Origin of the sequence: Saccharobesus litoralis (genome assembly GCF_003063625.1) — a bacterium.
Taxonomy (GTDB): Bacteria; Pseudomonadota; Gammaproteobacteria; order Enterobacterales; family Alteromonadaceae; genus Saccharobesus; species Saccharobesus litoralis.
This window is the reverse complement of record NZ_CP026604.1, coordinates 3,204,652-3,218,551: the sequence shown is the minus strand read 5'-3', so window position 1 is coordinate 3,218,551 and position 13,900 is coordinate 3,204,652. Positions and strand designations below refer to the sequence as shown.

General features: G+C 41.0%; 14 protein-coding genes and 1 pseudogene. 7 read left to right on the top strand and 8 right to left on the bottom strand.

What is annotated here, in order from left to right:
* Positions 1–7: 7 nt before the first annotated feature.
* Together tnpB and tnpA are read right to left on the bottom strand one after the other, a co-directional pair.
* Positions 8–343: an IS66 family insertion sequence element accessory protein TnpB gene (tnpB, locus tag C2869_RS11440; protein WP_108602336.1), complete on the bottom strand. Its 336-nt coding sequence runs from the start codon at positions 341–343 to the stop codon at positions 8–10.
* Positions 340–639 carry an IS66 family insertion sequence element accessory protein TnpA gene (gene tnpA / locus C2869_RS11435; RefSeq protein ID WP_108602337.1) on the bottom strand — a complete coding sequence of 100 codons (300 nt, stop codon included), beginning with the start codon at positions 637–639 and terminating at the stop codon, positions 340–342. The genes tnpB and tnpA overlap by 4 nt, the downstream gene beginning before the upstream one ends.
* Before the next feature lie 94 nt (positions 640–733).
* On the opposite strand from tnpA, the pseudogene C2869_RS23145 reads away from it, so the two are divergent.
* A pseudogene (locus C2869_RS23145) lies at positions 734–982 on the top strand (group II intron maturase-specific domain-containing protein); the annotation flags it as partial.
* Positions 983–1,141: 159 nt separating this feature from the next.
* Here the strand turns inward: C2869_RS23145 and erpA are convergent.
* Both erpA and C2869_RS11420 read right to left on the bottom strand, forming a co-directional pair.
* The gene (gene erpA, locus C2869_RS11425; RefSeq protein ID WP_108603062.1) at positions 1,142–1,483 is read right to left on the bottom strand and encodes an iron-sulfur cluster insertion protein ErpA; all 342 of its coding nucleotides are present in this window, start codon (positions 1,481–1,483) and stop codon (positions 1,142–1,144) included.
* 73 nt (positions 1,484–1,556) lie between these two features.
* On the bottom strand, positions 1,557–2,300 hold the full coding sequence (locus C2869_RS11420; RefSeq protein WP_108603061.1) for a DUF6776 family protein: 744 nt from the start codon (positions 2,298–2,300) through the stop codon (positions 1,557–1,559).
* Positions 2,301–2,602: 302 nt separating this feature from the next.
* Here C2869_RS11420 and C2869_RS11415 point away from each other — a divergent pair, with 302 nt between their 5' ends.
* The 4 genes from C2869_RS11415 to hemL all read left to right on the top strand — a co-directional run bounded on the left by C2869_RS11415 (position 2,603) and on the right by hemL (position 7,210).
* Entirely contained in the window at positions 2,603–4,288 is a 1,686-nt protein-coding gene (locus tag C2869_RS11415) for a chloride channel protein (RefSeq protein WP_108603060.1), read from the top strand.
* Positions 4,289–4,329: 41 nt separating this feature from the next.
* Entirely contained in the window at positions 4,330–4,761 is a 432-nt protein-coding gene (gene hemJ, locus C2869_RS11410) for a protoporphyrinogen oxidase HemJ (protein WP_108603059.1), read from the top strand.
* 125 nt (positions 4,762–4,886) lie between these two features.
* Positions 4,887–5,909: an aspartate carbamoyltransferase gene (locus C2869_RS11405; protein WP_108603058.1), complete on the top strand. Its 1,023-nt coding sequence runs from the start codon at positions 4,887–4,889 to the stop codon at positions 5,907–5,909.
* Positions 5,910–5,923: 14 nt separating this feature from the next.
* Positions 5,924–7,210, top strand: a complete 1,287-nt coding sequence (gene hemL, locus C2869_RS11400; protein ID WP_108603057.1) for a glutamate-1-semialdehyde 2,1-aminomutase — start codon at positions 5,924–5,926, stop codon at positions 7,208–7,210.
* 80 nt (positions 7,211–7,290) lie between these two features.
* On the opposite strand, the gene C2869_RS11395 is transcribed toward hemL, so the two are convergent.
* Positions 7,291–7,995 carry a DUF445 family protein gene (locus C2869_RS11395; protein ID WP_108603056.1) on the bottom strand — a complete coding sequence of 235 codons (705 nt, stop codon included), beginning with the start codon at positions 7,993–7,995 and terminating at the stop codon, positions 7,291–7,293.
* A 225-nt stretch (positions 7,996–8,220) separates the two neighbouring features.
* Between C2869_RS11395 and C2869_RS11390 the strand changes: the two genes are divergently transcribed.
* Positions 8,221–8,511 (top strand): hypothetical protein, encoded by a 291-nt coding sequence (locus C2869_RS11390; protein WP_108603055.1) that lies wholly within the window; start codon positions 8,221–8,223, stop codon positions 8,509–8,511.
* The gene (locus C2869_RS11385; RefSeq protein WP_108603054.1) at positions 8,511–8,948 is read left to right on the top strand and encodes a hypothetical protein; all 438 of its coding nucleotides are present in this window, start codon (positions 8,511–8,513) and stop codon (positions 8,946–8,948) included. Before C2869_RS11390 ends, C2869_RS11385 begins: the two co-directional genes overlap by 1 nt.
* 50 nt (positions 8,949–8,998) lie before the next feature.
* Here C2869_RS11385 and C2869_RS11380 read toward each other — a convergent pair whose 3' ends face one another.
* The 3 genes from C2869_RS11380 to C2869_RS11370 form a co-directional block, all read right to left on the bottom strand.
* Positions 8,999–10,678 (bottom strand): HD family phosphohydrolase, encoded by a 1,680-nt coding sequence (locus C2869_RS11380; protein ID WP_108603053.1) that lies wholly within the window; start codon positions 10,676–10,678, stop codon positions 8,999–9,001.
* A 21-nt stretch (positions 10,679–10,699) separates the two neighbouring features.
* Positions 10,700–12,937 (bottom strand): adenylate/guanylate cyclase domain-containing protein, encoded by a 2,238-nt coding sequence (locus tag C2869_RS11375; protein WP_108603052.1) that lies wholly within the window; start codon positions 12,935–12,937, stop codon positions 10,700–10,702.
* 106 nt (positions 12,938–13,043) lie between these two features.
* Positions 13,044–13,892, bottom strand: a complete 849-nt coding sequence (locus C2869_RS11370; protein WP_108603051.1) for an MBL fold metallo-hydrolase — start codon at positions 13,890–13,892, stop codon at positions 13,044–13,046.
* Positions 13,893–13,900: the final 8 nt, after the last annotated feature.

Sequence of the window (13,900 nt, the reverse complement as noted above, 5' to 3'; positions counted from 1 at the left end):
TCCCCCTTTAAAGTCGCGTATTCCTTGGTTTTTCTTGCCATTTTATTCCGCCAATCAAGCATTGTAATTGTGGCCAATCCAGTTGAACATTTGGCTCATCACCTTTGACGGTATGAAAGGTACCTCGCTCCAATCGCTTTGCCCATAAACAATAACCACCTTGCTGATAATAGAGTAATTTAATGTGGGTACGCTTTCGATTGACGAATACAAACAGCTCACCGCTGTTGGCACGTCTGCCTACCTTGGTTTGCGCTAACGCGGCTAACCCATCAAATTGTTTACGCATATCAACGGGTTGGTTGTAGAGCCAAATGGGTAAGTCACAATGCAAGTTAATCAAGAGGTGGCTCGCATATTCAGCACTACGCCACCAGGAAGGGTTAATTCAATATTCCATTGTTTGGTATCTGTTGAATGATGATTGACTGATATAGCTTGCCAATGGTCAGTTGACGCTGAAAACTCAATATCGTTCTCGCTATTCGTCGCAGGTAATGGCTCGATCCGCTTTCGCCATTTGTAAAAGTTGGAAATTGTCAGCTTGTGTTGTTTGCAAAATTGAGTGACGGTTAATCCGCTGGCGTGGAATTGACTAAATATTAATTGCCAGTCTTCAATTGTACGTTGTTTTCCCATCTTCGTTTCTCATTGATTAAGTTGGCAAACAGTTTACGCGAGTTGGGATCGCTTTAAAGACGGCTTAAATTGATCGGTTACTAAGCAAACGGGGTTAACGATACAAGAGTTGGCGTATAAGCTTAATCCGATGATAAGCGGGTGGATAAATTACTTCAGTCGGTTTTGGAAAACAGCATTAAGGCCACTTATGTCTTGGATAAACCTTAAATTGTTGAAATGGGCGAAGAAGAAATACAAACGGCTGAAATTCAGTTACCAAAGAGCAAGAAAATGGATGCAAAGGGTGTGTAATACACAACCGTATCTATTTTCTCATTGGCAATTTGGTTGCAGGCCGTAAATGGTAAAACGAGAGGAGCCGTATGAATTGAGAGGTTCACGTACGGATCTGTGAGAGGCTGAGGGGGAAGCTCCCTCGGCCTACTCGACCAAAAAAATTAATAGCAGAAAATTAAATGTAGAGAAGCAAAGCCTGAGGATCAGGCCTTGTTATAAAAAGTTATACGCTGAAACTAGCGCCACAACCACAAGTTGTTGTCGCGTTAGGGTTGTTAACAAAAAAGCGTGAACCTTCTAAGCCTTCCATGTAATCCACTTCACTGTTTACCAAGTATTGCAAACTCATAGGATCGACTACTAAGCTAACGCCTTGTTTTTCAATTTCGGTATCGCCTTCGTTTACCTTCTCATCGAAAGTAAAACCATATGAGAAACCTGAACAACCACCACCTGTTATATACACACGAAGTTTAAGATCTGGGTTTTCTTCTTCTGCGATCAAAGCTTTCACTTTACTAGCGGCTTTATCACTAAAAGTAATCGGTAAATCCACTGAATACACCTACAATCATTTTTCTTAATATTGAAATTATCTAATACCTGAGTAAAACAGTCAATTAATAGAAATAACTAGTTTATTCCACATGTTCTATACCCGGTGTCCAAGCAAAGTCAGCATTAAGTTTTCCCGCTTGTTGCCAACGAGACTTAGGTAAGGTGATATTTAAAAATACTCGCTCTGGTGTAAAGTCATCAGGCAAGGTGAATTCACCTTCTAATATTTGAAAATAACGGAAGCTAAATTTTAAAGCGCCCTCATCAAATATACCAAGCTCGCTAATATTCAACTCATGTTTAACTTGCGCTTTTTGACCTTTGAGCAAAATCCCAATATAGCCTTTGGCGAAACGCTTTTGTTTACGGGTTTGCACTAGCGTTACCTTGTAACGAAAGCGATTACTCACCAATGTGGGTTCAATAATAAAATGCTCAAGTATGACACCTTCGGCGCTATTTTCTGGCGCCATGACATTTTGATAAAAACTAATATCCTTTTTCAGCTGAGTATTTTCTTGCTTCAATTTATTCAAATCTTTTTGCACCGTTTGTGCTGCAAGTTTTTCGACTTCTAACTCAACTCGAACATAATTTAGTTCTTGCTTAGCGGCTGCAAGCTCAGCCTCCCTTTGGGCGATAAGATCAACATAATGTGTTTTTTCAGCTTCAAGATCACTGTAGTGCTTACTGGCTATCCAATAACCTAGCAAGCCGATCGCAATTAAAAGTAAAACACCATAAAGTCCGGTATAAAAGTGCTTTAGGTTATGCCAAATTATGTCTAGGTTATGGTAAACCAGTTTGTTAGGTTTATTTTCCAAAGCTTTGATTCTCTGTCTTATTTTTATTATGGTTAATATGATACACTGCTAGCCACTATCTGATCAGCATCAGGTATAGTCATCTCGCTCAGGTCTTATGGTTCATTGTCGGCGCTTACTCGCCCCAATCACATAGTAGAGCATATGCTCATGGGGTCTCGAAGCTTGACAGCTTTGCCTACATGGATGTAGGTACTTAGGTTTCGTCTGGAACTAGAAACCTGCCCCTAAAACCTGATCGCTTTGACTAGAAATAAACATAACGGACACGTCGTTAATCTAACAAGAAGTAATAAAGCGCAATGCAACTGTCTAAACTAAGACAACAACTCGCCGTTCCTAAAACATCTATTCAGCTAGCTCTACTCGGATTGCTAGGGGGTATATGTGCTGCTTTACTTATCATAGCCTTTCGTTGGTCAATCGAAAACATCCAACTTCTTTATTTAGATGAAGTGGACAAATTTTCGTCACTTTCTACTTGGCAACGCTTTGCATTACCACTAATTGGTGTGGCCGCCATTCTATTAATTGCTAAAGTCACTAAATTTAAAGTGGCACGTACTGGTATTCCATTCGTTATCTATCGAATGAAAAGCTTTTACGGCATGATGCCGCTAAAAAACACCATCAACCAATTTTTTGCTGGTATTGCCGCATTGGCCACTGGTTTCTCGGTCGGCCGAGAAGGTCCATCAGTGCACCTCGGTGCGGCGGGCACTAGCTTTATTGGTAGTTGGCTTAAACTACCGTACAACTCAGTTAAAACGCTTAGTGCATGCGGTATAGCAGCAGGCATATCAGCTTCGTTCAACACGCCACTGGCCGCGGTCATTTTTGTTATGGAAGTCGTGGTTCGTGAGTATAAAACCCATGTATTTATTCCTGTCATGCTGGCCTCTGTGGCGGGGGCTATTCTTACCCAAGCGGTATTTGGCACTGGCCACGAGTTAACCGACCTACAACTTGATAAATTAAGCGCGGTTCACTATCCCTTTTTAGTTTTCATGGGTGGGGTTATTGCTGCTTTTGCTTTTGCTTTTAACCGCCAGCTCCTTGAAATTTTACGCTCGTTTAAACCTTTTAAAATGGCGCCGCGATTAATACTAGCAGGATTAATTACCGCTTCTGTTGGTGCTTTTGTTCCTGAAGCTATGGGTAATGGTTTAGGGGCAATATCCTTCACACAAAGTGTGCACGACAATGCAAACTTGTTAATGACAGTATTTGTTTGTAAAGCCATTCTTACCGTATTTGCTATCGGTTTAGGGGTTCCAGGTGGAATAATTGGTCCCATACTCGGTTTAGGCATGATGCTGGGGACTTTGCTAGCCATGATGGGCTCAGTTTTTATTGGTGATATGCACGAATACGCGGATATATATGGTGCGTTAGGCTTAGCTGGATTAATGGCCGCGACTCTAGGTGCGCCTTTAGCGGCACTTGTTGCTGTTTTAGAATTAACCCAAAGCCCTGATATTATTTTGCCAGCAATGTTAGTTATTGTGACGGCTCATGTTGCCTCTGTGCAATTTTTCCGTAACCGCTCTGTCTTCTTGATGCAGTTAGAGTTTCAAAAGCTCGAGTATCAAAACCCACCGGCGTTTGAAGCCCTACAAAAAATTGGCATATTAGCCGACATGAACCGTGATTTCGTTTTAGTTACCTCTAAAGACGAAAACATCATTCGTAACGCTTTAGACAACGCCGGCGATCGACCTGTCGTGCTAAGAGAAAAGAGTGGCTTAGAGGCCAGCTTTTATTTAGTGCACTACAATGTCAGCTTAGATCCTGATCCAGAATCGCCATTTGAATTTGAATTAATTCAAGGTGTAGACTCACGGTATACTCTTGCTGAGCCTTTCGACATTTTAAAAGATAAACGCGACGGCTCTATATATGTTTTTGAAGATCAGCTAGACAATATTGTTGGCGTGATGAGTTGGACTGAAGTACGTTCACGGCTCATCAAAGGCACCATTCAATAGTAATAAATAATAGCCAATATTCATACTCTCGGAAAAATAGCATGACAACAATTCTTTGGTTTAAAGCTTTGCACATTGCCTTTATGGTAGCTTGGTTCGCCGGTATATTTTATTTACCGCGTCTTTTTGTTTACCACGCCGAAAATAAAGATAGCCACACCAACGAAATTTTTAAAACAATGGAACGTCGATTACTCTATTTCGTGACGCCATGGGCAATTTTGACCTTAATTTTTGGTGTTGCTCTGATTGGTCATTATGGATTGGATTGGTTTAAACATAGCGCATGGCTACATGCAAAACTTACCTTTGTAGTCGGGTTATATATTTATCATGCTTACTGCTTTAAGTTGCTAAACGACTTTAAAAACGACCGAAACACTAAATCGGCAAAATTTTATCGCTGGTTTAATGAAATCCCCGTTATAGCCTTGTTTGCCATTATTATCTTAGCCGTCGTCAAACCATTTTAATCCCTATTTTTCACTCACTTTAGCAGACAACCCTATGCTTTTTTGCTAGAGTGAGCGCCCAGCATTAGGGTGACCTCCACCCGCGTTTTGACTCTTTAAATCACCTCTTTTTGGGATTAAATTGCATGTTTAAGTTTCAAGGTGCGGATATTTTATCCGTCAATCAATTCGACCGAGCTAGCATCGAATATTTATTTACTGTCGCCGATACCATGCGCCCCTATGCGCACAGAGAAAAGCGAACACGTGTTTTGGACGGCGCAATTTTAGGTAACCTTTTCTTTGAACCCAGCACAAGAACACGGGTTAGTTTTGGTACTGCCTTCAATTTATTGGGTGGTCATGTAAGAGAAACGGTAGGTGCAAGTTCATCAGCGCTTGCTAAAGGGGAATCTTTGTACGATACCGCACGCGTATTAAGTTCCTATAGCGATGTTATCGCCATGCGTCACCCTGATTCAGGATCTGTCGCTGAGTTTGCAGAAGGTAGCCGAGTCCCAGTTATTAATGGTGGTGATGGTGCCAATGAGCATCCAACTCAGGCTCTACTCGATTTATATACTATTAGTAAAGAACAAGCACATAATGGCAAAATGATTGACGGTATGCACATTGCCATGGTGGGTGATTTAAAATATGGCCGAACTGTTCATTCATTATCTAAGCTACTTTGTCTGTACCAAAACATTCGCTTTACCTTTGTCTCGCCTAACGAATTAGCTATGCCTGACTATATTATTGATGCTATCGATAATGCCGGTCATAAATACGAAATCACAGACCAGCTAGAAGGTAATTTAAGCGCGGATATTGTTTACCAAACACGTATTCAACAAGAGCGTTTTCCGTCAGAAGATGAAGCCAATAAATACCGAGGAAAATTCCGTTTAAATCAAAGTATTTATACGCAGCACTGTAAATCTAATACAGTGATCATGCATCCATTGCCTCGCGATTCACGCGCGGATGCTAATGAGTTAGACAACGACATGAACCACAACCCTAACCTAGCCATTTTCCGCCAAGCGGATAACGGCGTATTAGTACGTATGGCTTTGTTCGCCACAACTTTAGGTGTCGAACAAGTGGTTAGTCACCATGATTGCGGTATCGTTTGGTATAGCCAAAAAGCAGAATCAGGATTATAAAAAGAGGACTTAACATGACACGTTCAGAACAATTATTTGCTAAAGCCCAACAAAGTATTCCTGGTGGGGTTAACTCACCTGTACGCGCTTTTAAAGGTGTCGGTGGCGATCCACTTTTTGTATCTAAAGCCGATGGTGCGTACTTATATGATGCTGACGATAAAGCTTATATTGATTATGTTGGCAGTTGGGGACCGATGATTTTGGGCCACAACAACCCAATAATCCGCGAAGCCGTACACAAAGCAGTAGATAACGGCTTAAGTTACGGTGCCCCCACTGAAAACGAAATTGTCATGGCAGAGCTAGTTAAAAAGCTTGTGCCTTCGATGGAAAAGGTACGCATGGTTAATTCAGGTACCGAAGCAACCATGACAGCGATCCGCTTAGCTCGCGGCTACACAAAAAAGAATAAACTACTGAAATTCGAAGGTTGTTATCACGGCCATGCAGACAGCTTACTGGTTAAGGCCGGTTCAGGTATGTTAACCCTAGGTGAGCCTAGTTCTCCGGGTGTACCCGAAGATGTCGCCAAGCACACACTGACCGCAACCTTTAATGATTTAGATTCAGTAAAAGCTTTATTCCAAGAATTTGGCGATGATATTGCTTGTATCATTGTTGAGCCTGTTGCAGGCAATATGAATTGTATACCACCAGTAGATGGCTTTCTTGAAGGGTTACGCGCGATTTGCGATGAATATCAAGCTGTACTGATTTTTGATGAAGTTATGACAGGCTTTCGTGTCAGTTTAGGCGGAGCGCAAGCTCACTATAATATTTGCCCTGATTTAACAACCTTAGGTAAAGTCATAGGTGGCGGTATGCCAGTTGGTGCTTTTGGTGGTAAAGCTGAAATAATGGCTTGTATTGCACCTGAAGGGCCAGTGTACCAAGCAGGGACCTTATCAGGTAATCCAATTGCAATGGCCGCTGGTATCGCAGCCCTAACCGAACTCAGTACAAATCAAGAATCTATCTATCAAGATATAACAGCTAAAGCTGAAAAACTGGTTACAGGCTTTAAAGCACAAGCGGATAAAGCGGGTGTGGCATTAACCACCAACCAAGTCGGTGGCATGTTCGGCTTCTTTTTTTCAACTGATGAAAAAATAACAGGATACAAGCAAGCAACTCAATGCAACATGGAACAATTCCAAAAGTTCTACCACTTGATGCTTGAAGAAGGCGTTTATTTAGCACCAAGCGCGTATGAAGCCGGTTTTACATCAACCGCACACAGTGATGAAGACATCAACAACACAATTGCTGCAGCGGGTCGAGCATTTGCTAAGTTGTAAAATGAAGTTAAACCGTAATAGGCTATAAAAGAGCAGGTTATAAAAGAGCGGTCTATGACCGCTCTTTTTTTAATTGAAGGTTAAAAATCCAGTAACGCAGCAATCAAACCAATTAAACCGCCAAATACACCACCCCAAACAACTAACCAACCAAGGTGCTGTTTAATCATATCTTGAATAATCTGCTTAACTAATTGTGGGGTTAATTCATTCAAACGTTTTTCAATAATCGTTTCCACCTTGTCACGCATTCCCCCCATCACACTAGGTTGTTCAACTTGCTTAACCAAGTTATCTGCAAAGGCTTCACTTTGTGCAATGTCCAATAAAGCTGCTTTCATTTTATTAATAAAAGGCTCTTTCAATGGTACTAGTGCTTCACTACCACCAAACATAGCTAACATGCCACCAAATGAAGATTCTTCAATTGTTTTAACCAGTGAATCAAAAGCGGGAGAAAGATCAGTATTTTCAATAACCGGAGCTAAATCTAACTGTTGAGAGACACCACCATGGGTTAAAAAGTTATCGATATTTTCAGCAGTAAAAAATTGCGTCATCATTAACTCTTTAATACCTTGTTTGAAATCTTCAAATCTGGCTGGGATCACCCCTGAACCATATAAACCTGGTACTTTTTCAAACAACATATGCACGGCTAACCAGTTAGTTACACTGCCCGCCAAAGCAAATACACCAACACTTAATAACAAGGCATTAGCTAATAGATAACCTGCAACTAAAAACGCCGCAGCGGCAATATTAGTAATTAAGCTTTTATTCATTGACATTTAATAGGTTAATTTCAATTTTGTGCATTCTACCGCGATTAATTGCGTAATTTAAATCAAACAATTTACAGCAAAGTGCATTAATATGTTAATAAAATGCTATAACTAAATAGTCAGTGCTACTTTTTACCCCTAAGCGATGCTAAAATAACATTTATAGGCCGTATAAGGCTCTGGACTAGCATGCAATACACGAAATGAATTAAGGGAGATACCCACTTGCTTGAAAATTCAGTAACCTATTCAGTAAATAACAGCACCATAGTGTTGCGCGATGAGAAAAAAGAACTTCTTTTGGTTACACCTCCTCAATACCAAAATATTTTGGTATCACGCTATGAGGTTAAATTTGTCGATATGGGACCAACTAAGCGTTCGGGTATGAAAAATGTGTTTTTACATGAAGTATTCAAACGCGATAAAACGTTTTTCTTTGTCAAAGCCGGCGACGTAGAATATCAAATTGACCTGAAGTACGAAGAAAACCCTATTACCACAATGAAGTTCTAATGGACTTCATTCTCGAATATCGTGCCTATATCAATATTTTACTTGTTATCATAGGTGCGATAGCGCTGCTATTTACCTTACGACCTTTCTTGCTTTGGTATCTTAAGTTTGACCAAATGAGTAAAGAGCTACATTTAATTAACCAGCAGCTAAAAAAAGCCCAAGAACAGCAGCAAAAGCTGCATCAACAATTTTCTTCACAAATTGCTCAATTATATAATCAGCAAACCATTCTTCATCACGTACAAGAGCCTCACGCACCAGAACCCCACGCACAAAGGCAGCCTAAGGCAGAATTTAAAGAATTAAATAAAACGGCATTTTCATCCAATCAAACAACATCTGGAGCTGAGAAACAAAGAAAAGATAAAGTCGCGACAGCAAAGCCAAAAGCGAGCGTCCGCATGGAGCCCACCATAGATTTAGACAAAATTTAGTCAGCCTAAACGCTAACAGAAAATCTTATTTTAACGTTTAATGACTCTTGTTAATTTCGCTGTTCAGGTGGGACATAACCGGGGATCTTATTAACATCTATTTCATCAATCTGCGTATCATCTAAAAACTCTTTGGCAAATTGCTCATAAATTTTATTATCAACAAAAATATCGAATAAATCAGGATCGATATGATTATCTTTTTTCATAAAGCCAAGAATTTTCAAACATTCAGACAGTTTTTTCGCTGGTTTATAAGGGCGGTCAGATGCCGTTAACGCTTCAAATATATCCGCTATTGCCATCATTCTAGCAGGTACAGACATTTCATCACGTGTTAAGCCTTTAGGATAACCTGTACCATCCATTTTTTCGTGATGGCCGCCTGCGTACTCTGGTACATTGCGCAAATGACGAGGAAACGGTAACGCCTCCAACATATCTATGGTGATATTAATATGACGGTTGATAATTTGCCGTTCTTCGTTATTTAACGTGCCACGAGCAATACTAAGGTTGGTAATTTCATCTTCTTCCAACAAGGGCTGCTTTCGATGACGAATATCTAAATGATAACTTTCACCTATATCGCGGACTTTTTGTTGGTCGTCTGGCGTCATAAATTCGCCACCAATATTGGCATGTGCCAGAAAATCCATCTGCTCTTCTAAATCATGGAGCTTTTGCTCACATTCTGCATTGAGTTGTGCTTCTGCTTCAAAATTACCGGCTTTAATTTGCTCAATTATTTTATTGGCATAAAGCAATTGCGTATCACGTTTAGCCACTTCAAATCGAGCTTCAACCAATTCAATTCGGTCAAAAATGGTTTCAAGTTTAGTCGCCTTATCCATGACATATTCAGGCGTGGCAATTTTACCGCAATCATGCAGCCAAGCGGCGATATTAAGTGCATACTGGTCTTCTTCCGTCATACTAAAATCAGCCATAGGGCCAGTTTTAGTATTATGGGTAGCCTGCGCCAGCATCATGGTGATTTCAGGTACTCGACGACAATGGCCTCCTGTATAAGGTGATTTTTCATCAATCGATTTCGCCAACAGTTTGGTAAATGACTGGAATAACTCTTCCATATCATCAATCAACTGGCGGTTGGTTAACGCAACCGCAGCTTGGGAAGCAAGAGCCACCACAATACGCTCTATATCGGCATCAAACTCAATAATGTCGCCAATATTGCCAACTAAATCACAATCTTGGGCATTAATTAATTGCAGAACGCCATTGAGTTCCCCTTCGTGATTTTTCATGGGAACGGTTAATACCGAGCGTGTACGATAGCCTATTTTCGCGTCCATCGCTCGGGCACCAGACATATCAAAACCGTCAAACGGCTCATAAGCATCTGGAATATTAATCACTTGATCAGTATTGGCAGCATAAGCGACCAAGGCGCTTAAATTAGGCTTACCGTCGACCATTAACGGAATGGCAGGGAAAGGGATCGGCTTATCACTCGTGCCGCCCATATACATACCTAAGGTGTCATTGATCAAGGTTTCAAATTTCAATTCACCTTGCTCGTTAACTGAGTAAATAGTGCCGCCATCAGAATGAGTAATATCCTTGGCTGCTAATAAAATTTGTTCAAGCAACTTTGTCGTGTCTTTTTCTGCCGACAATGCCTGCCCAACTTCTATCATGCGTTCTATCTGCCGGAGACGGATCTCAGCGATATTTTCATGATGGGCTTCGGTTAATGAACTCATTAGCTATTCCGCTTATTAAATTTATTTACTGGTATGCGTAAATGAACCATCCCAATCCTGTTGTTTAGGTTCATCTTTCAATTGCAATATTCGCTCTGCATAAACTTGGTAAACTAAACGTTTATCGTTTAAACGTATTAGTTCAGCAAATGCCAACTCTGCTGCTGGCCAGTCTTGAGCTAAGTATAGCGCATAAGCCTTATTATACTGCGCTAACTCTGCGCTGTCTTGCTCGTTTAATTTACCCTTTTCACAAATGGGTTCAAAAATAGCCACCGCTTTATTTTTACCCTTAACTTTCACTCTATCTATCGGGCGAAACTCAAAGGCATCTTTCGCTTGTTCAAGGGTAAATTCGCTAACTAATAACTCCACACCGTAAAATTTGGTTAACCCTTCAAGGCGGCTACCCAAGTTAACCGAGTCTCCTAATACGGTGTAGGCTTTACGTAAATCCGATCCCATGTCGCCAACATTCATGTCACCGGTATTAATACCAATACCTATGCGAACTTCGGGCCAACCTTCAGCTAAAAATTCCTCACGTAACTCAGCGGTGAGTTTTAACATATCAAAGGCACAATGAATGGAATTAATCGCATGCTGCTTATCTTTTAACGGCGCCCCCCAAAATGCCATCACCATGTCGCCAACGTATTTATCTATGGTGCCATTGTACTCACCAATTGAGCGCGTAATCGGTGAAAAGTAACGGTTAAGTAGCAGCTTGAGCTCATTTGCAGACAGGCCTTCAGAGATCGTGGTAAAACTACGAATATCAGAGAACAAAACCGACATATTACGCCGCTCACCATCCATGTTAATAGCAGATGGGTCTTGCAGCATCTTATCGATATGCGCCGGCGGTACATATTGATCAAACATGCCTTTGATCATTTTCTTTTGGTTATTTTCAGCAAAGAAACCAAAAGCGATATTGATGACAGTAATAAAGAAACATAGCAAAATTGGCGTAGTTAAAGGTAACGATGTTTTTTCATTTGTCCAAAGAAAACTATTGATGGCAATAGTGACAGCTACCAACACACCGCCGTACAACGCCATTTGCCCTGGACCTAAGCGAGGGAAAAAATATGCCATCACTAAACCAAAGATAAGTAAGTAGAACACGGTAAAGATATCAGCAAATTCATGACGATAAGCAAATATATCTGGATGCAGCAACCCCTCCAGAACATTTGCGTGAACCTCTACTCCTGGGTATTGGATACCAACCGGAGTTTCTCGTAAATCAGCTAAACCAACCGACGATGTACCCACGAAAACAATAGAATCAAGCAACGCCTCGGGATCCATCTCACCAGAGAGAACGTCTGCGGCTGATATATATTTAAAGCTGTGACTGCCTCCACGATAGGGAATCAACACTCTCCCATTTTGATCAGTATAGATAGTTTTATCATTTAAACGCACGCCTCTGATACTATGAAACGATCCTTCTCCCCAGTCATCAACCAAATCAACTTTTATGGTATCTGCAAGTGAATAAAGCCGTGCGGCTTCCAGTGCTAACGAAGGGTATATTTCATCTTCATGTCTAATCAATAAAGCGGCTCTACGGATTGATCCATCTTCATCTGGCACCGCATTAAAAAAACCCTTGCCATAAGCCGCTTCATGCAAAACAGAGATGTTACCTATATAACCACTGAGAGGAACAGCGGTTGTCTTTCTGACGGGTACATCCTGACTCAGCTCAATTACCGGATCAGGTAATATTCCCTTACTAACTTCTTTTTGATCTTCAAATAATATACCGAGTACCACATCACCATTCTGCAAAGCTTCTGCCATACGCAGATCACCATCTATAGCATCTCTATAGCGCCCCAGTCCCCCCTTACTTATGACTGACTGACCAAATTCATTAGCCAGCTCATCTACAGGATTTCGCTCAGGTTCTGCAAACAAAACGTCGAATGCAATTACAATCACTCCAGCATCCAGCAGCTTATTGATTAAATCCGCAACTTTACGTCGGCTCCACGGCCACCGCCCATGTTCTTTTAAAGCTTTCTCATCTAAATCAATAATAACTATTTTAGTCTCATCGTACCTTGGTCTATGTTCAAGGGTCGCTTTTAGACGCACGTCATAGAGCATGCCATCAAGGCGTTTTAAAAAGGTGGTGGCTTCTTCACCCAGCATTGATGATTGCATCATGATCAATAACGTCATGATAACCACGCTGGTAAGAATAGAGAGTTGATTAAAAGATAGCTTAAGGTATTTAAGCATATGGTTTCCTAATAGCTAAATTCCCTGCATCAAAGCGATAAATCCTGTTTAAAATGCCTAACAATTGTGAACGAAATATGGAGGGTCTGCTTTTTAGTCAGGCCCTCTATTTTAAAACAACAACCTGACCTTCATAAGCGGCAAAAATCTCTGGTGCAGATGGATTATCACGCTCTGCCATTTTCACTTGAATTTGCTCAAGTAAAGCATCAATCGCATCGTCTGTGCGCGTATGGTCATGACTATAAAATGCGCAGCGCTTAACACCAGCAGACACAGACAACTCAACCGCTTGCTCAATTAAACTATGCCCCCAACCGTGTTTTAGAGGCATATCTACATCTGTGTATTGTGCGTCATGTATGAGTAAATCAGCATCTTGAATAAAAGACTGCCATTCTGAAAATTGAGTTTCAACACGATAAGGAGGGAATAATTCATTGTCGGTAACATAGGCTAACTTTGTGCCGTTATCCGCTATCAAGTAAGATGAACCACCGCCAGGATGATTCATTTTACGTCGACTAATGGTGGCTGAGCCAATTTGCCAGCTTTCAACATCAACATCCTGCTGGACAATTTCAATATCAGCCAATAGTTCATTACGCGTAATAGGAAACCAAGAACCCGACATTTGATTTAATATCGCCTCCGGCTCATACGGCGTGGTTAAGCCTGGGGTTATATAAATTTTTCTTTTCGGTTGAAACGCGGGTAAAAAAAACGGAAAACCCTGAATATGGTCCCAATGGTTATGCGACAGTAATAAATGAATATCATCTTGAGTTTGCGCTAACACATGACCCAATTTTTTGATGCCCGTACCTGAATCTAATATTAATTGCGTGCCGTCCGACAACTTAACATGCACGCACGCAGTATTACCGCCATACCTTGCAAACTCGGCACCTGGTGCAGGGGTAGAGCCTCTAACGCCGTAAAATACTACCTGCATTTAAACTG